This is a genomic window from Clostridium cavendishii DSM 21758, from assembly GCF_900141845.1.
GTDB classification, from domain to species: domain Bacteria; phylum Bacillota; class Clostridia; order Clostridiales; family Clostridiaceae; genus Clostridium_AG; species Clostridium_AG cavendishii.
The window spans coordinates 1-18,176 of record NZ_FQZB01000013.1 but is presented as its reverse complement, the minus strand read 5'-3'; the positions used below and the strand labels follow the sequence as shown (position 1 = coordinate 18,176).

Annotated in this window: 15 protein-coding genes, 1 tRNA gene, 1 pseudogene and 1 other annotated feature; of the genes and pseudogenes, 15 read left to right on the top strand and 2 right to left on the bottom strand. The window is 29.9% G+C overall.

The genetic code is table 11. From position 1 onward, the window contains the following. The first annotated feature begins 39 nt into the window (after positions 1 to 39). The 12 genes and pseudogenes from ftsH to BUB01_RS14955 all read left to right on the top strand — a co-directional run bounded on the left by ftsH (position 40) and on the right by BUB01_RS14955 (position 12,890). The gene (ftsH, locus tag BUB01_RS15005) at positions 40 to 1,845 is read left to right on the top strand and encodes an ATP-dependent zinc metalloprotease FtsH (RefSeq protein WP_072989628.1); all 1,806 of its coding nucleotides are present in this window, start codon (positions 40 to 42) and stop codon (positions 1,843 to 1,845) included. Positions 1,846 to 2,110: 265 nt separating this feature from the next. Next, positions 2,111 to 2,269: a hypothetical protein gene (locus BUB01_RS23505; RefSeq protein WP_200802881.1), complete on the top strand. Its 159-nt coding sequence runs from the start codon at positions 2,111 to 2,113 to the stop codon at positions 2,267 to 2,269. A 338-nt stretch (positions 2,270 to 2,607) separates the two neighbouring features. Continuing rightward, entirely contained in the window at positions 2,608 to 4,272 is a 1,665-nt protein-coding gene (locus BUB01_RS15000; protein ID WP_072989624.1) for a formate--tetrahydrofolate ligase, read from the top strand. A 188-nt stretch (positions 4,273 to 4,460) separates the two neighbouring features. Beyond that, entirely contained in the window at positions 4,461 to 5,240 is a 780-nt protein-coding gene (locus BUB01_RS14995) for a type III pantothenate kinase (RefSeq protein ID WP_072989621.1), read from the top strand. Between the two features lie 6 nt (positions 5,241 to 5,246). Continuing rightward, positions 5,247 to 6,221, top strand: a complete 975-nt coding sequence (dusB, locus tag BUB01_RS14990; protein WP_072989618.1) for a tRNA dihydrouridine synthase DusB — start codon at positions 5,247 to 5,249, stop codon at positions 6,219 to 6,221. Between the two features lie 262 nt (positions 6,222 to 6,483). After that, the gene (gene greA / locus BUB01_RS14985; RefSeq protein ID WP_072989614.1) at positions 6,484 to 6,966 is read left to right on the top strand and encodes a transcription elongation factor GreA; all 483 of its coding nucleotides are present in this window, start codon (positions 6,484 to 6,486) and stop codon (positions 6,964 to 6,966) included. A gap of 14 nt (positions 6,967 to 6,980) precedes the next feature. Continuing rightward, positions 6,981 to 8,486, top strand: coding sequence for a lysine--tRNA ligase (gene lysS, locus BUB01_RS14980; RefSeq protein WP_072989611.1), 1,506 nt, complete (start codon positions 6,981 to 6,983; stop codon positions 8,484 to 8,486). A gap of 425 nt (positions 8,487 to 8,911) precedes the next feature. After that, positions 8,912 to 8,986, top strand: a tRNA-Asn gene (locus BUB01_RS14975). Positions 8,987 to 9,102: 116 nt separating this feature from the next. Further along, positions 9,103 to 9,270 (top strand) — a binding site (T-box leader). A 194-nt stretch (positions 9,271 to 9,464) separates the two neighbouring features. Continuing rightward, complete coding sequence (locus BUB01_RS14970; protein WP_072989608.1) at positions 9,465 to 10,856, top strand: glycine--tRNA ligase; 1,392 nt, start codon at positions 9,465 to 9,467, stop codon at positions 10,854 to 10,856. A 148-nt stretch (positions 10,857 to 11,004) separates the two neighbouring features. Next, positions 11,005 to 12,000 (top strand): annotated as a pseudogene (locus BUB01_RS14965) (FAD-dependent oxidoreductase); the annotation flags it as partial. 153 nt (positions 12,001 to 12,153) lie between these two features. Next, positions 12,154 to 12,417 carry a hypothetical protein gene (locus tag BUB01_RS23605; protein WP_072989605.1) on the top strand — a complete coding sequence of 88 codons (264 nt, stop codon included), beginning with the start codon at positions 12,154 to 12,156 and terminating at the stop codon, positions 12,415 to 12,417. A gap of 173 nt (positions 12,418 to 12,590) precedes the next feature. Continuing rightward, positions 12,591 to 12,890 carry an NUDIX hydrolase gene (locus BUB01_RS14955; RefSeq protein WP_072989602.1) on the top strand — a complete coding sequence of 100 codons (300 nt, stop codon included), beginning with the start codon at positions 12,591 to 12,593 and terminating at the stop codon, positions 12,888 to 12,890. Between the two features lie 158 nt (positions 12,891 to 13,048). Here BUB01_RS14955 and BUB01_RS14950 read toward each other — a convergent pair whose 3' ends face one another. Next, positions 13,049 to 13,402, bottom strand: coding sequence for a hypothetical protein (locus tag BUB01_RS14950; protein WP_072989600.1), 354 nt, complete (start codon positions 13,400 to 13,402; stop codon positions 13,049 to 13,051). Positions 13,403 to 13,957: 555 nt separating this feature from the next. On the opposite strand from BUB01_RS14950, the gene BUB01_RS14945 reads away from it, so the two are divergent. The 3 genes from BUB01_RS14945 to murD all read left to right on the top strand — a co-directional run bounded on the left by BUB01_RS14945 (position 13,958) and on the right by murD (position 16,618). Continuing rightward, a complete protein-coding gene (locus BUB01_RS14945) occupies positions 13,958 to 14,386 on the top strand; it encodes a peptidoglycan-binding protein (RefSeq protein WP_242958416.1) in 429 nt (142 codons plus the stop codon). A gap of 319 nt (positions 14,387 to 14,705) precedes the next feature. After that, positions 14,706 to 14,993, top strand: a complete 288-nt coding sequence (locus BUB01_RS14940; protein ID WP_072989597.1) for a hypothetical protein — start codon at positions 14,706 to 14,708, stop codon at positions 14,991 to 14,993. Positions 14,994 to 15,238: 245 nt separating this feature from the next. After that, positions 15,239 to 16,618, top strand: coding sequence for a UDP-N-acetylmuramoyl-L-alanine--D-glutamate ligase (gene murD, locus BUB01_RS14935; RefSeq protein ID WP_072989593.1), 1,380 nt, complete (start codon positions 15,239 to 15,241; stop codon positions 16,616 to 16,618). Between the two features lie 53 nt (positions 16,619 to 16,671). On the opposite strand, the gene BUB01_RS14930 is transcribed toward murD, so the two are convergent. Further along, on the bottom strand, positions 16,672 to 17,691 hold the full coding sequence (locus BUB01_RS14930) for a DUF5050 domain-containing protein (protein ID WP_072989590.1): 1,020 nt from the start codon (positions 17,689 to 17,691) through the stop codon (positions 16,672 to 16,674). Positions 17,692 to 18,176: the final 485 nt, after the last annotated feature.

Genomic DNA, 18,176 nt, shown 5'->3' with positions numbered 1-18,176 from the left:
ATAGAACATAATAGAACATAGAAGAGAGGGGGGCCAAAAATGAAAAAATTTTCAAGTTTAACGGCCTGGATAGTTATTTGCGTAATGGTAGTTGTTACTGCTTATGCTGTATATAGAAATAGTATACAAGGAAACAACATAGCTTATAGTGAATTTCAAGTAAGATTAAAAAATCAAGAAATTAAGAGTATTCATGTTAAGCAGGATAAAATGACTGTAGAAGGCACATTAAAAGATGGAAAACTTTACAATACATTTGTGCCTGTAGAAGTATTAACACTAATAGTAAAAGATTTAGATGGAAGTGCTATAAAGATAGATTTTGAACAACCAACTAATTTTTCGGCTTGGGTTCAGATAATACCAACTATACTTATAATATTCTTATTACTAGCGTTTTTCTTCATTTTTATGCAGCAATCACAAGGTGGTGGCGGTAACCGAGGGGTTATGAACTTTGGCAAAAGTAGGGCTAAAATGGCAGCTCCGGATAGAAAAAAGGTTACATTTAAAGATGTAGCAGGGGCGGATGAAGAAAAGGCAGAACTTGCCGAAATAGTTGATTTCTTAAAGCAACCTAAGAGATATATCGAAATGGGTGCAAGAATACCTAAAGGTGTTTTATTAGTAGGGCCTCCTGGAACAGGAAAGACTTTACTTGCAAAGGCTATAGCGGGAGAAGCAGGAGCTCCGTTTTTCACAATATCAGGTTCAGATTTTGTTGAAATGTTTGTAGGTGTTGGAGCTTCAAGAGTTAGAGATTTATTCGAGCAAGCAAAGAAAAATTCACCATGTATAATCTTTATAGATGAAATAGATGCAGTAGGTAGACAAAGAGGAGCTGGTCTTGGTGGAGGTCATGATGAAAGAGAACAAACATTAAATCAATTACTTGTAGAGATGGATGGTTTTGGTGCTAATGAAGGTATCATAATGATAGCTGCAACTAATAGACCAGATATCTTAGATCCTGCTTTATTAAGACCAGGCAGATTTGATAGACAAATAGTAGTTGGAGCACCTGATGTAAAAGGAAGAGAAGAAGTTCTTAAGGTTCATACTAAGGCTAAACCTCTTGCAGATGATATTAAGTTAGATGTATTGGCTAAGAGAACTCCAGGATTTACAGGAGCTGATTTAGAAAATCTAACAAATGAAGCTGCTTTACTTGCAGTTAGAAAAGATAAGAAAATTATAACTATGGAAGAGATGGAAGAAGCTATAACTAGAGTCATAGCAGGTCCAGAAAAGAAGAGTAGAGTAATAAGTGAACATGATAGAAGACTTACAGCTTATCATGAAGCTGGTCACGCTGTTGTAGGAAAATTATTACCTACAGCAGATCCAGTTCATCAAATAAGTATAATACCAAGAGGAATGGCTGGTGGATACACTATGCATCTTCCAACAGAAGATAGAAGTTATACTTCTAAACTTAAGCTTAAGGAAGAAATGGTTAGTTTATTAGGTGGTAGAGTAGCAGAAAAACTTATAATTGGAGATATAAGTACTGGAGCCAAAAATGACATAGATAGGGCTAGTAACATAGCAAGAAAAATGGTTATGGAATTTGGTATGAGTGATGTCATAGGACCTATATCCTTTGGAACAGATCATAATGAGGTGTTCTTAGGCAGAGATATAGGAAGAAGTAGAAACTTTAGTGAGGAAATAGGCGCTAAAATAGATACTGAAATTAAGAGGCTTATTGATGAGGCATATCAAAATGCAGAAAGACTTCTAACTGAAAATATAAATAAACTTCATGCAGTAGCAGGAGCTCTTCTTGAAAAAGAAAAGCTTGAGGCTGATGAGTTTGAAGAAATATTTGAAAATGCTATGTAGTATTATTGAATGAAACTCCTATTCATTATCATTCGTAGGAGTAAGTTTGAATAACTAAATTAAAAATTTAGATTTTTACTTAAAAGAGACCGAAAGGTCTCTTTTTTATATATAAATTACTTTAAATAATATTTTATATAAATAAATTTGTTTTTGATTATATGGATTTAGGATGTAGAATAAATTAAAATTTTTTGATAATAATAAATTAGTAAAAGAAGAGTTATATATATTATCAGAATTTAAAACATGGAGGTGATAGTAAATGGCAAAGAAAGGTATGAGAAGACCTGATATTTCAGATCCTCATGGAACTGAATCTAATCATAAAAATAAATTTTCTAAGAACGATTTTCCGCCAGTACCTGAATTTCAAGGTAAAGTTAAGGCTGGTAATCAAAAGGCGAAAGAAAAAGAAATATGAAGAATTTAAATTAGTCCTCTTGAGAGGACTTTTTTTAATTGATAAGAAAATATATAAAATTTAATGTTCTAAAACATAGAAAAATGAAGGGATTACGATTTGAAATTTTAAAATTACTACCTCAAATGAAGTTTTAATAAGATTTTGTAGAAACTCTCTTTGAAAATAAACGAATTATATTTGAATTCATTATATTAATGTATGTTTATTTGCGAAAATAGTGGGCTTTTAAAAGAAAAAAGTACGTATAAAATGCAAAAATTACTTTATTTTATTCGTATTTAAATATATAATTTAAAATATGATATAAATTTAAAAAAGTTTAAAGGGGGATTCAAATGTATACAGATATAGAAATAGCTCAAAGAGCTAAAATGGAACCAATTATAAATGTAGCCGCTAAGCTTGGGTTAAAGGATGAGGATATAGAACTTTATGGTAGGTATAAATGTAAAATATCTATAGAAGCATGTAATAAAGTAAAAGAAAAAGGAAAACTTATATTAGTTACAGCGATAAATCCTACACCAGCAGGTGAGGGAAAATCTACAGTGACAGTAGGGTTGGGAGATGCATTTTCAAGAATAGGGAAAAAATCGGTAATTGCATTAAGAGAACCTTCATTAGGGCCTGTATTTGGTGTTAAAGGTGGGGCAGCTGGTGGTGGCTATGCACAGGTTGTGCCAATGGAGGATATAAATCTTCATTTTACAGGAGACATGCATGCAATAACAACTGCAAATAATTTATTGGCAGCAGCTATAGATAATCATATACATCAGGGTAATAAACTGAATATAGACTCAAGAAGAATAATATTTAAAAGAGTTATGGATATGAATGATAGAGCGCTTAGAAATGTAGTTGTAGGTATGGGTGGTAAAGTTAATGGCTTCGTAAGGGAAGATGGGTTTATGATAACTGTAGCATCAGAAATTATGGCTATATTATGTTTAGCTAAAGATTTAAATGATCTTAAAGTTAGAATGGGAAATATACTTATAGCTTACAATTTAAATGGAGAGCCTGTTTATGCAAAAGAGCTTGAAATACAGGGTGCAATGGCTCTTTTGATGAAGGATGCTATAAAACCTAATTTAGTTCAAACTTTAGAAAATACTCCTGCTTTAATACACGGGGGGCCATTTGCTAATATAGCTCATGGATGTAATTCTATAATAGCTACTAAAACAGCATTAGGACTTGGAGATATAGTTGTTACTGAGGCAGGATTTGGAGCAGATTTAGGGGCAGAGAAATTTTTTGATATAAAATGTAGGTATGGCAACTTAAAGCCAGAATGTGTTGTGCTTGTAGCGACAGTTAGAGCATTAAAACATCATGGGGGAGCTAAGAAAGAAGAATTAAACATACCAAGTGTAGAAAAGCTTTCAATGGGAATTCAAAATTTAGAAAAGCAAATAGAAAACATAAAGTCTTTTGGAGTACCAGTAGTGGTAGCGATAAATAAATTCATAACAGATAGTGATGAAGAGGTTTCATACATTAATGATTTTTGTAACAAACTAGGTGTTAAGGTTAGTTTAACTGAAGTTTGGGAAAAAGGTGGAGAAGGGGGAGTAGATTTAGCTAATAAGGTTTTAGAAACTATAGCTAAAGAGGAAGAAAATTTTGCACCTATATACTCTGAAAAGGAAAGTATTAAAGATAAGATATCAAAAATAGCAAAAACAGTATATGGGGCTAAAGGAGTTCAATATAGTCCAGCAGCAATTAAACAAATAGGAGAATTAGAGAAGTTTAATATGGACAAATTCCCTGTTTGTATGGCTAAAACTCAATATTCTTTATCTGATAATCAATTTCTTCTAGGAAGACCTAAGGATTTTGATATAACCGTTAAAGAAGTTAGAGTCTCAAATGGAGCAGGATTTATAGTAGCTTTAACTGGAGATATAATGACAATGCCAGGACTTCCTAAGGTTCCTGCTGCCAATAGAATGGATATATTAGATGATGGAGAAATAGTAGGATTATTTTAATTAAAGAAGATATTCTTGGAGTAAATTCTAGAATATCTTCTTTAAACTTTTAGTAAAGGTGTACATTAGCATATTGATAATTGCTTGACAAATGAGTTTTAGTTGTTAAAATTATATTGTTAACAAATAAATATGAGTTTTTTAGCAGCAGTTTGGCTGCTTTTAATTATATTAAGGTGGTGTAATATATGATTTTACTTGTGGATGTAGGAAATACCAACATAGTTTTAGGTGTACATAGTGGTGGTAAATATATAGCAGGTTGGAGAATATCAACAGATCCTAAAAAAACCTCTGATGAATATAGTATCCAAGTAACTCAACTATTTGCTCAAAACAACTTAAAACCTTTAGATGTTGAAGGAATAATAGTTTCTTCAGTAGTTCCCAATATAATGCATTCTTTAGAAAATATGCTAAGAAAGACTTTCAATATAAACCCTATACTTGTAGGTCCTGGAATAAAGACGGGAATAAATATAAAATATGATAATCCTAAAGAAGTAGGAGCAGATAGGATAGTGAATGCTGTAGCAGCTCATGAGATATATAAAAGACCAATTATAATAATTGATTTTGGAACAGCTACTACATACTGTGCTTTAACTAAGAGTGGAAATTATTTAGGTGGGGTTATATGTCCAGGTCTTAAAATAGCTTCAGAAGCATTATTTGAAAGAGCTGCAAAACTTCCAAGAGTTGAACTTGAAAAGACTAATACATTAATTTGTAAAAATACAATTACGAGTATGCAGGCAGGAATTGTATATGGTTATATAGGTCAAGTAGAATATATAGTTAATAGAATGAAAAAAGAAATGATAGAGCTTGGAGAAGAGGAACCTTTTGTGCTTGCAACAGGAGGATTAGCAAAGTTAATAGGTGACGAAACAAATGTCATAGATAAAATAGATGCGCAATTAACATTAGAAGGTCTTAAAATCCTTTATGAAAAGAATAAGGAGTAATAATAGATGAAAATAGGCAATATAACTTTTGAAAACAATGTCTTTTTAGCACCTATGGCAGGAGTTACAGATATTGCTTTTAGAGGGTTATGTAAGGAAATGGGTTGTGATCTTGTGTACACTGAAATGATAAGTGCTAAAGCTTTATATTATGGAAGTGAAAATACTAAAGATTTAATGAGGATAGCTAAAGAAGAAAAACCAGTAGCTATTCAAATGTTTGGTAGTGATCCAAGAATAATGGCAGAGATAACAGAAAAACATTTTAATTTGAATGATGATATATGTATAGTAGATATAAATATGGGTTGTCCTATGCCTAAAATAACTAAAAATGGTGAAGGTTCCGCGCTTATGAAGAATCCAAAACTTGCAGCAGAAATAGTTAAAGAAGTAAAAAAGGTATCTAATAAGCCTGTAACAGCGAAGTTTAGAAAAGGCTATGAAGATCATAATATAAATGCTGTAGAATTTGCAAAGTATTTGGAAGATGCAGGAGCAGATGCTATAGCTGTACATGGTAGAACAAGAAGTCAAATGTATGAAGGTAGGGCTGATTGGGATATAATTGGTAAGGTTAAGCAAGAGGTAAGTATACCTGTTATAGGAAATGGTGATGTTGTTACGGTAGAGGATGCATTGGAGTTAAAACGAATATCAAATTGTGACGGAATAATGGTTGCAAGAGGTAGTATGGGGAATCCATGGATATTTAAACAAATTACAGAAGGATTAAAGGGTAATACTATAAGTTATCCGACAAGTTCTGAAAGAATAGAAATGTGTATAAGACATTATGATTTAGCTATAAAATATCATGGAGAACATAAAGCTGTTAGAGAAATGAGAAAACATGCATCTTGGTATCTTAAAGGATTGAAAAAGTGTACAGAAGTAAGAGATAAAATTAACATAGAAAAAGAGGCTGCTAATGTTATAGGATTATTAAGGGAATATGAAAACTATTTAAAGAGTTTGTAATAAATCTTATGAAAGAGAATAAATATAGGGTATAAATATTTATTAAGGGGTAATACTGAATTGCAAGAAGATTTAAATTTAAAGAATATAATATTAAAATATTAGTAACCTTTAAATATAGATTTGTTGACATATTCATGGCAAAGTTTTATAATGTTTTAAATATCCGAAAGTTTAAAAGAATTTAAACTTTAAAATCTGTATGATGTTTAAAATAAATATGATATATTATAATAGTATGATTATTAAAGGGGAGAAAGAAATGAGCGAATCAAAAAAGTACATTATGACTTACGAAGGTGTTAAAAAACTTGAAGAAGAATTAGAATATTTAAAAACTGTTAAGAGAAAAGAAATAACAGAAAAGATAAAGGTTGCATTAGGATATGGAGATTTAAGTGAAAACTCAGAATATGATGAAGCTAAAAACGAGCAGGCATTTACAGAAGGTAGAATAATACAATTAGAAAATATGCTTAAAAATGCAACAGTTGTAGATGAATCAGAAATATCTACAGACAAGGTAACTGTTGGTTCAATTGTTAAGGTAAAAGATTATGAATTTGATGAAGAAGTTGAATACAGTATAGTTGGTTCAGCGGAAGCAGATCCTATAAATTATAAGATATCAAATGAATCACCTGTAGGTGCAGCACTTATGAATAAAAAAGTTGGAGAAGTATTTGAAGTTAGTGTTCCAGGTGGAACAACTAAATTTGAAGTATTAGGAATTAGAAGAGCATAAACGGAGGGATTTTTATGTCTAATGAGGAAATGAATATTAACGAATTAGAAGCTCAATTTAGCGAACAAGAAGCGTTAAGAAGACAAAAGCTATCTGATTTACAAGCAAAAGGAAAAGACCCATTTGATGTGTACAAGGTTGAAAGAACACATTCATCTCAAGAAGTTAAAGATAACTTTGAAGAGCTAGAAGGTAAAATTGTTACAGTTGCTGGTAGAATTATGTCTAAGAGAGGTCAAGGTAAAGTTGTATTCTCAGACATACATGACAGAGATGGGAAAATACAATTATTTATAAAGATAGATGCAGTAGGGGAAGAAAACTTAAAAGAATTCAAAACTTACGATCTAGGTGATATTTTAGCTGCTACTGGAGAAATTTTTAAAACTAAAATGGGAGAGATATCAGTTAAAGTTTCAAAATTTGAACTTATCTGTAAATCATTAAAACCATTACCAGAAAAATGGCATGGGTTAAAGGATCCAGATTTAAGATATAGACAAAGAGAAGTGGATATAATAACTAACCCAGAAGTTAAAGATACTTTCTTTAAAAGAATTAAAATAGTAAAGGCGATAAGAGAATTCTTAGATAATAGAGGATATTTAGAAGTTGAAACACCAATATTATCACCAATAGCAGGTGGGGCAGCGGCTAGACCATTCATAACACATCATAATGCATTAGACATAGATATGTATTTAAGAATAGCTACAGAATTATATTTAAAGAGATGTATAGTTGCAGGATTTGAAAAAGTATATGATATGGGTAAAAACTTCAGAAATGAGGGTATATCAGTAAGACATAATCCTGAATTCACAATGATAGAGTTATATGAAGCATATGCAGACTATAATGATATGATGGAAATCATGGAAAATATGGTAGCTTACGTATGTGAAAAAGTTAATGGAACTACAAAAGTTAGCTATCAAGGAACCGAAATAGACTTTACACCACCATGGAGAAGAATAACTATGGTAGATGCTGTTAAAGAACATGCAGGTGTAGATTATTATGCAATTAAGTCTGACGAAGAAGCTCAAGCTATAGCTAAAGAAAAACATCTTGAATTCAAAAAAGACTTAAAGAATGTTACAAAGGGAGAAGTTTTAAATGCTTTATATGAAGAATATGCAGAACAACATATGATTCAACCAACATTTATAACTGATTACCCAGTTGAAATATCACCTCTTACAAAGAAAAAGAGAGGTAATGAAGCATTTACAGAAAGATTTGAAGGTTTCATATATGGAAGAGAAGTATGTAATGCTTATTCAGAATTAAATGATCCAATAGTTCAAAGACAAAGATTTGAACAACAAGCTAATGAAAGAGACCTTGGAGATGATGAAGCGTATATGATCGATGAAGATTTCATGAGTGCTTTAGAAACAGGTATGCCTCCAACAGGTGGTCTTGGTATAGGTATTGATAGAATGGTAATGTTCTTAACTGATTCAACATCAATAAGAGACGTTATACTATTCCCAACAATGAAACCACAAGCATAAAAATTAAACCACAAAATAAATTTAAAATAATTTATTTTGTGGTTTTATATTAATTTAGAAAAATATTGTTATAAGTGGCATAACATGATTAAGCATATACTTATGTGAAAATTAAAAGATTACTCATAGAGTCAAAATAAATATAAATATAAATGATATAAATCAAACTTATGATTTATATTCCATGTTTGAAAGAAGAAAGGGCTAGATAATTATATTAATCATGAAAGATATAAAAAAATTCAGATTTTATAAGTAAAGTTAGAGAAAAAAGGGTTGGTATAGGCTTTGAAATATAGATTTAAATGGCTTATAGACTGATTTTGAGATAAGTTAAAGATAAAGTAACAAAAAAGTTTAAAAAAAATCAAAAAAAGACTTGCGTTTTTAAAAAATGCTGATATAATAATATTTGTGATGAACGTTCCGCGATAGCTCAATGGTGGAGCACTCGGCTGTTAACCGATAGGTTGAAGGTTCGAATCCTTTTCGCGGAGCCATTTTAATTGATTTCTAGTTAGGAATTAATTAAAATGGCTTTTTTTATTTTTATGAGTTTTTAGTAATGCTTATTGACATTTTAAGTTGTTTTGATAAAATTATATGTATAATTTAATATGGCATGGAGATTAAGAAGAGTAACCTTAAATACTTTTTAGAGAGATGATGGCAGGTGTAAATCATTAAGTGATTATGGTGAAGGGAGCTTTTGAATGCCTTTAGTTTGAAAGATGGGCTTTAGCCAAAAAGGGTGGAACCGCGGAAAGAATTTTTCGTCCCTTTGTTGGTATAGGCTTTTTTTATTTTCTTAAATAATTAAATTAGTATTTAATTTGATTTTAATGTCAACAATTAAGTGATAAGCTAAAATCTAGATTTACTTATTTGAACCTACAATGAAAGAGTACTCTTATGAGCAATAGTGAGTAGGAGTTTCCTTATACTACATAATAAATAATATAAATGGAGGTAAAGATTATGGCAGTAGAAAAGACTATGGATAAAGTAGTAGCACTTTGTAAAAATAGAGGAATTATATTTCCAGGATCAGACATATACGGAGGACTTGCGAATTCATGGGATTATGGTCCATTAGGAGTTGAGTTCAAGAATAACGTTAAAAAGGCTTGGTGGAAAAAGTTTGTTCAAGAAAGTAAGTACAATGTGGGCCTTGATTGTGCAATACTTATGAACAAGGAAGTTTGGGTGGCATCAGGACATATTGGTGGATTTTCTGATCCATTAATGGATTGTAAAGAATGTAAGGCGAGATTTAGAGCTGATAAAATAGTAGAAGATCATATGACTGAAAATGGAGCAGAAGTAGCTTCAGCAGATGGTTGGACAAATGAACAGTTAAAAGAATATATAGAAAAGCACAATATAGTTTGTCCTAAGTGTGGAAAGATGAATTATACAGATATAAGAAAATTCAATCTTATGTTTAAAACTTTCCAAGGTGTTACTGAGGATGCTAAAAATGAAATATACTTAAGACCAGAAACAGCTCAAGGTATATTTGTTAACTTTAAATCAACTCAAAGAACTGCAAGAAAGAAAGTTCCATTTGGTATAGCTCAAATAGGTAAATCATTTAGAAACGAAATAACTCCAGGTAACTTTACATTTAGAACAAGAGAATTTGAACAAATGGAATTAGAATTTTTCTGTAAACCAGGAACAGATTTAGAGTGGTTTAATTATTGGAAAGATTATTGCTGGAAATTCTTATTAAACTTAGGGGTTCAAGAAAGCAATTTAAGAATGAGAGACCATGCACAAGAAGAATTAAGCTTCTACTCAAATGCAACTTCAGATATAGAATATTTATTCCCATTTGGATGGGGAGAACTTTGGGGAATAGCTGATAGAACAGACTATGACTTAAATAAACATCAAGAACACTCAGGAGAAGATATGAACTATCTAGATCCAATAACAAATGAAAAATATATACCATATGTTATAGAACCTTCATTAGGTGCAGATAGAGTAGCTTTAGCAATGCTTGTAGATGCTTATGATGAAGAAGAATTAGAAGGCGGAGATGTAAGAACAGTTCTTCACTTACATCCAGCATTAGCTCCATATAAAGCTGCTGTATTACCACTTTCTAAGAAACTTTCAGAGAAAGCTGATGAAGTATATGCTGAACTTAGTAAGAAGTTTAACATTGAATATGATGAAGCTGGTAGTATAGGTAAGAGATATAGAAGACAAGATGAAATAGGTACTCCATACTGTATAACAATTGACTTCGATACATTAGAAGATAATTCTGTAACAGTAAGAGATAGAGATACTATGAATCAAGTTAGAATAAAAATAGAAGAGCTAGAAGCTTATATAGCTAAAAGTTTAGAATTTTAAGAAAAAACACGCCAAGGTTGATTTTCATCCTTGGTGTGTTTTTATATTTTTTAAAGTGGTAGGCATTTTGTAATTAATCAATATTGTAACTAATTAGTTTTATACAGAATATTGTAATGATATAGAATTTTAGTCAGAGGTGTTTTAAATGAAGGTTGTAATAATAGGAGGAGGCTGGGCAGGATGTGCAGCAGCTATTTCTGCTAAAAAGGCTGGCGCTGATGTTTATTTGTATGAAAGAACTGATTTATTGCTTGGTGTTGGAAATGTTGGTGGAATTATGCGCAATAATGGAAGATATACAGCAGCAGAAGAGTTAATTAATATGGGAGCTGGTGAGTTTATAAGTATAATGGACTCTATAGCCATTCATAAGAATATAAATTTTTCAGGTCATAAGCATGCATGGTTATGTGACGTAAGTAAAGCTGAACCATTAGTAAGAGAGTTTTTAATAGATAGTGGAATTAATATAACTTTTAAATCTAGAGCTACTGGTGTCCAAAAAGTAAGTGATAAAATAAAAAACATACAATTTGCAGACAAGAGTATTGTTGAGGCTGATGCATTTATAGAAACTACAGGTTCAACAGGTTCAATGGATAACTGTACAAAGTATGGTAATGGATGTGCTATGTGCGTGTTAAGATGCCCAACCTTTGGAATGAGAGTGAGTTTAAGCTCAAAGGCAGGAATAAAGGATATACAAGGTGAAAGAGAAGGTGGAGTACCAGGAGCTATAAGTGGTTCTTGTGAACTTCCTAGGGAATGCTTATCAGAGGAAATACTTAATGATTTAGATACAAAAGGTGTAGTATTGTTACCTGTACCAAAAGAAGATATAAACATGAATAAGCTTGGTCAGAAAGTATGTCAGCAATATGCATTAAAGGAATATGCCGAAAATGTTATATTATTAGATACTGGACATATAAAGCTTATGACATCATATTATCCATTAGAAAAATTAAGGAAGATAAAGGGATTAGAAAAAGCTAGATATATAGATCCTTATTCAGGTGGTATAGGAAATTCAGTTAGGTATCTGGTAGCTACACCTAGAAATAATTTTATGCAAGTCTTAGGGATAGACAATATGTTTTGCGCAGGTGAAAAATCAGGATTTTTTGTAGGTCATACAGAAGGTAGATGTTACAAACAACAACTTTTAGATTAAAGAATATTTAAGAATTATTTATTTAGATAATTTTTAAATATTCCTTATTATATATATGAATTATTATGGTGTGAAAATAAAGATAATTGCTGTGATATTATGAATTGATTTCACACATATATGAATATAATAGTTAAGACTATAATTACTACTGATAAATCATTTGAAACGGCATATGAAACCTTTGCAGAAAATATTATTAATAATATCAAACACCGCGGCATGTTTATGGAGATTATGATACGCCTGAGTATAGAATCATCAGAACAGTTTGAAAAAGTGAAGGATACTAAAGACAAGAACAGCTATGCAGAAGTTATTAATACAATTGAAACAATAAATCTATCAGGGAGCCTTATGAAGTTAATTAGTGAGTTTCAGTAGGAATAGTTTGATTCTAGTTTCAATTCAACAAATTCCAGTTTGGTGTTGAGTAAAATAAATGGTAATTTGACGGATGTATGTTATGCAATATGAAGTATCAAGTGGAGCAGTAGTATTTACACGCAAAGACAATGATATTTATTTCTGTATTGTGAAATCGTTAGAAGGATTTTATGGATTTCCTAAATGACATATTGAAGGAAATGAAACTGAAGAAGATATATGAAGAAATAGGTATAATAACACAAATTATTGCAGGGTTTAGGGCAACTGATAAGCATCCAATTCCTAATAAGAAAGATGTGATTAAAAGAATTCTATATTTTATTGCAGAGTATGATAACCAACAACTATGTTATCAAGCAGAGGAATTAGAAGTTGCTTATTTAATGACATATGAGGAAGCAATGAAACTTTTTCAATTTGAGAGTTCAAAAAGAATACTAAATGAAGCAAAGGAGCTTATTGAATAAGTTTCAATTTAGTAAAGTAGATTTCTAGGTGCTGTTTTTTCATTTTATTATTAATTTACTCATAAAAATAGGCAAGATATTCTTCACTCAGGAACATTTTGCCTATTTGAGTATGATTATTTTATATTAATGGTATGGTTGTACCATTTATTATTTGATTATAACATTTTTAAATAATAGTTTTTAACAAATCCACGTATAAATTGCCCACTAGAATTGGTATATGATACACAAGCCCATGATGGATTTGCATCAGTTTCATAAGAATGATCAACCATAACTACTTGATCTTTTTGAAGCCATCCAATAGTTGTAGAGCTAACAGAAGTACTTTTGTGTACCTCTAAAGAATAACAATTAACTACTTTTGCTTCTCCAATACCTTCATAAGCTCTATTTATAGTTAATTTAGTTGGTGTTTTAGTTTCTGCTGCCATTACAGATGTAGCTGGAATATAACTTAATAACATTGATGTACCTATTACTAAACTTAATATTTTTTTATTAATCATTTATATCTCCCCTTTTTAATTTAATTAAATATGACCATATTTTTATTTAATCCAAGTTTTATAATTACATTGTGTAATTTTTATTAATTATTCACTAACCTATCCAGTTTTACATTTGTAATTTAATTTTACCCAACCAGATTTTGTACTTAAAAGGGTAAACTCATAATCTTTTAGTATTTATGAAAATTATCCTATTGATAACTTTCTTATTATATTAATCTTCCCCCCTATAAGTTTGATATTTTATGAAAAAAATATTGTGTTAAATTATAAAATACAATATTATCCATAACAATATATAGTTTAGCACAATATCCAATAATTGTAAATTATTCATAAAACAAATATTATATGATTTATATTTATAATATATGGAAAACATGCTGATATAATCAGGAATGAAAAATAAGGGGGAATAGAAATGAAAGTATCGTATCAAAAAAGAATAGTAATAATGATTACACTTATTTTTTCATTATTACTGGCGCTGTTAAATGTTGTTAAAACAAATGGGGTTATTAAGGAGGGGGATACGGTACAGAAGTAAAAGCGTTGCAGCAGAAATTAATTCAGTTGGGATTCGATTTAGGATCATATGGGGCTGATGGAAGTTTTGGACAGTGTACTTTAGATGCAGAAAAGGGTATTCAGTCTGCTAGTGGAATCACAACAGATGGTATTGTTGGTTCAGCTACTAATAGTAAAGTTTCAGAATGGTTATCAAAACCCAGTTGTGGTGCAAGTACACCACATTTTTCTCAATCAGAGTTTAAATGTCCGTGTTGTGGTTCATTAGGTGGAGGAATGAAGACATCTTTGTTACTTAGACTAGAGGCTTTAAAAGCAAAATTAGGTGGAAAATCAATTAGAATAAACTCAGGGTATAGATGTGCTAAGCATAATGCAGAAGGAATTTTGGGAAATGGTGGATTAGGAAGATATAATTCACTTTATCACCTGAAATTCCTTTTTTTACAATAAAGATGAAGTTTACAAAGTTACCTTTAGAATACAAATAATAAATCGATAGATTTTAACTATATTAAAACATTAAATAATAAGAACTATAACACTAACTAAAGTAAACATAAATGAGCTAATAAAGAGTGGTGAAATAATGCTTACTATATAAACAGAGTAGGCGCTTATTATTAATATCTAAATTAATTACAAAAATATTAATTTAGGTAATTTATATATCATTAAAATACATATAATTTTTGAATTTAATATCCAAAAAGCATAAACTCTTTTTATAAAATATGTTATAATACTACATAAATTTTAAAGTAATTGTTCTTTGTTAGGGCGACCAGAGGCTATAGTAACAGGAACATTGGCAGGTTTTAATGCAGTAAAATATATAAGGGGAGAAAGCATGGTGACTCTATCTAGGGAAACAGCTATAGGGGATATAATAGCATATGCAAATGAAAGGTTAAATACGGAGGGAGGGAATGCTGTAAGGCATACTTTTTCAGGTGCTGAATATTTTGAAAGAATGAAAGAGTTAGGACTATATAGTACAGATAATGATTATATAGAAGCGAAAATAGAAAGACTTGGTTTGAAAAATATATTCAAGTAATGAATGACTTATAAGGTATGTTTATAGGAGTGCATACTTTACTTTTATATTTTAAGAAATATAACATTATATTAAGCGTGATATATTTAATTAAATGATGTAATCAATAACAATTTATAGCTTTTATAAATTATCAATAAAACTATATGATTAATAGAATAAATTTTTTATAAGTGTTATAATTAGAAAGAAATGGGATACCATTAATTAATGAGTGCGTAATTAGTATAAATTTGGAGGCAATTATGAAGAAAAATTTTAATGAATTTAAGAGTTTTATAAAAGGGAAGAATGTAGCCGTTGTAGGTATAGGAGTTAGTAACATTCCTTTAATAAACTTTTTAATAAAATTAGATGCTAAAGTAACAGCTTTTGATAAAAAAACAGAAGAGGCTTTAGGGGAAGTGGCTATAGACTTTAAAAATAAAGGTGTTAAATTAAGTTTAGGTGAAGATTATTTAAATAATTTAACAGGATTTGATGTTGTATTTAAAACACCTTCTATGAGAATTGATAGTGAGGCTTTAGTAAGAGCAAAGAATGAAGGTTCATATATAACTTCTGAAATGGAGGAGTTTGTTAGATATTGTCCTGGTAAAATATATGGAGTCACAGGTAGTGATGGAAAAACAACAACAACAACAATAATATCTAAGATACTTATAGAGGAAGGGTATAAAACTTGGGTTGGAGGAAACATAGGAACCCCTTTATTTTCAAATATAGAAGAAATAAACCCAAATGATAAAATAGTATTAGAACTTTCAAGTTTTCAGCTTATGACTATGTCATTACCTATAGATGTGGCTGTTGTTACTAATTTGGCCCCTAATCATTTAGATATGCATAAAGATATGAATGAATATATAGAAGCTAAAAAGAATATATTTAAGTTCCAAGAAAATAATCAATTGTTAATTATTAATAGAGAGAATGATATAACTAGAAACTTTAGAAGTGAAGCGAAGGGAATAGTTAGAGAATTTACATCTAAACAAAAGCTTATAGAAGGTGCTTATTTTGAAAATGGAAAGCTTTATGTTATGGGAAAAGAAGTTTGCAAAAAAGAGGATATAGTTATAAGAGGAATGCATAATGTAGAAAATTATCTAGCAGCATTTTTAGCTACAGTAGATGATGTAAGCATAGAATCTATGAAAAATGTAGCTACAACGTTTGGTGGAGTTATGCACAGAAGTGAATATATAAGAACCTTAGACGGTGTTAAATATTATAATGATTCAATTGCTTCAAGTCCGACTAGAACATTAGCTACATTAAAAGCTTTTGAACAAAAGGTAATATTAATAGCTGGAGGATATGATAAGCATATACCATTTGAACCTTTAGCATTTGAAGGTTATGATTATATAAAGCATTTAATAGTTTTAGGGGCAACAAAACCTAAGATATTAGATGTATTTAATAAATTAAAAGAAGAAAAAGGCATATCTGTTCATATAATAGAAGTAAATACATTAGAAGAAGCTGTACAAAAGGCTAAAGCCATAGCAGAAGAGGGAGATATAGTAGCACTTTCGCCAGCCTGTGCTAGTTTTGATATGTTTGCTAACTTTGAGCAAAGAGGTAATGCATTTAAAGAAATTGTAAAAAACATTAAATAATAAATAAAAAATCCATCTGATAAAAATATATATTTAATATCAGATGGATTTTTTTATTTCAATTTACTTGAGAATATAGAATTTTTATTAGTTGTTCCACTGTACATTATACTATCGTTAAAGATATAATATGTATCTACTCCAGTTTTTATTAGGGGAGTAGCAGAAATTTTATCAGAAGATTTAAAGCTGTAAAGATTCTTAGCGTCAGAATTATTTATAAAATAAATAGTATCTTTATAAGAAACAATGTTTTCAGCATTTACTTCTAATACTTTTTTTGTTGATAAATCTTTTAAATCAATAGCATAAATATTATTGTTATCAGCAGTATTTACGCAATAAATAATATTATTGGCAATACCAAAGCTTTCTACTGCAAATTTAGATAGCTTGATTTTATTATTACCAGTTGTATCAATTGCATACAAATTAAAATTATCGGAAGCATTTTGGTAAAATGCTATATTATCAGAAGTTATGAATTTACCAACTGAGTCTTGGCTTAATGCTGATATATTTTTTTTATCATAATTATATTTGCATAGTTTATTATCCTGAGATTTATTTATATAATATACTCCATCTGTTTTGGCTACTATACTAGTAACACTATCTTCAGATATTTTTTGTGGTTTAGTATCTGAAAATGTCATCTTATATAGTGCAGAGCTATCAGAAGCATTGGCAAAGTATATATCATCACCAAAAGCTGATAGTGAATAAGAAGAAAAGTCTAAGGGTGATTCTGCTTTTGATATATCTTGAAGTTTTAAAGTATCAGCCATTTTACTTTTATAAATTTTAAAATTATCACCCCAGTTTGAAAAAATTAGATTATCAGAACTATTTACAAAAACATTGGGAAAAGAAATATCGCCTGATATAGTTAAAGTTGTAGGTGGTTTTGTTGAATTGTTTTGATCTCCACTATTATTACTTTGAGAAATACTAAAAGAAGAATTTGAATCTTTAGTTTTTTCAGTACTTTTATCAGTAGAGGAAGATTTAGCTTGTGAACAAGATACGACAAATAAACTTAATATTAATGGAAAAATTAGTCTTTTTTTCATTTTTTCTTACCTCCGGTTTTAGATTGATATATTAATTTTACACAAATATAAGAGATAAGTTAAGTGGTATAAAGAAATTTATAATAAGAATAACGTAAACATAGCCAAGAGTATCCTTATATATATACTAACGTAAAAAGGATATAATTGAAGCAATTCTGAAATATATTTGAAAAATCGAAAATTAGAAATTAAATATATTATTAAGGCATGATACTATAATAAACGTCGCTGAGATGAGCAATAACAAATAATAAGTTTACTTTTGAAAGTGAAAAAAATTTAGAAAAGTTATTGACAAAGAAAAGTTTTGGTGATAATATAGTAAAAGTCATCAAGTGATGGCGATTAGGTCTTTGAAAATTAAACAGAGCAAGAAAATATATGACCAGCAATTCTTTATGATTTAAATCATAAGACATACAACAGTAATGAGCTACAAACTTTAAATTGAGAGTTTGATCCTGGCTCAGGACGAACGCTGG

What these genes read in the sequence shown, in the direction of transcription:
- greA (WP_072989614.1), top strand. Translation starts at nt 6,484, where the DNA reads ATGAGCGAATCAAAAAAGTACATTATGACTTACGAAGGTGTTAAAAAA.
- lysS (WP_072989611.1), top strand. Translation starts at nt 6,981, where the DNA reads ATGTCTAATGAGGAAATGAATATTAACGAATTAGAAGCTCAATTTAGC.
- BUB01_RS14995 (WP_072989621.1), top strand. Translation starts at nt 4,461, where the DNA reads ATGATTTTACTTGTGGATGTAGGAAATACCAACATAGTTTTAGGTGTA.
- murD (WP_072989593.1), top strand. Translation starts at nt 15,239, where the DNA reads ATGAAGAAAAATTTTAATGAATTTAAGAGTTTTATAAAAGGGAAGAAT.
- BUB01_RS14950 (WP_072989600.1), bottom strand. Translation starts at nt 13,402, where the DNA reads ATGATTAATAAAAAAATATTAAGTTTAGTAATAGGTACATCAATGTTA.
- BUB01_RS14930 (WP_072989590.1), bottom strand. Translation starts at nt 17,691, where the DNA reads ATGAAAAAAAGACTAATTTTTCCATTAATATTAAGTTTATTTGTCGTA.
- BUB01_RS23505 (WP_200802881.1), top strand. Translation starts at nt 2,111, where the DNA reads ATGGCAAAGAAAGGTATGAGAAGACCTGATATTTCAGATCCTCATGGA.
- BUB01_RS23605 (WP_072989605.1), top strand. Translation starts at nt 12,154, where the DNA reads ATGAATATAATAGTTAAGACTATAATTACTACTGATAAATCATTTGAA.
- BUB01_RS14970 (WP_072989608.1), top strand. Translation starts at nt 9,465, where the DNA reads ATGGCAGTAGAAAAGACTATGGATAAAGTAGTAGCACTTTGTAAAAAT.
- BUB01_RS14955 (WP_072989602.1), top strand. Translation starts at nt 12,591, where the DNA reads ATGGATTTCCTAAATGACATATTGAAGGAAATGAAACTGAAGAAGATA.
- BUB01_RS15000 (WP_072989624.1), top strand. Translation starts at nt 2,608, where the DNA reads ATGTATACAGATATAGAAATAGCTCAAAGAGCTAAAATGGAACCAATT.
- dusB (WP_072989618.1), top strand. Translation starts at nt 5,247, where the DNA reads ATGAAAATAGGCAATATAACTTTTGAAAACAATGTCTTTTTAGCACCT.
- ftsH (WP_072989628.1), top strand. Translation starts at nt 40, where the DNA reads ATGAAAAAATTTTCAAGTTTAACGGCCTGGATAGTTATTTGCGTAATG.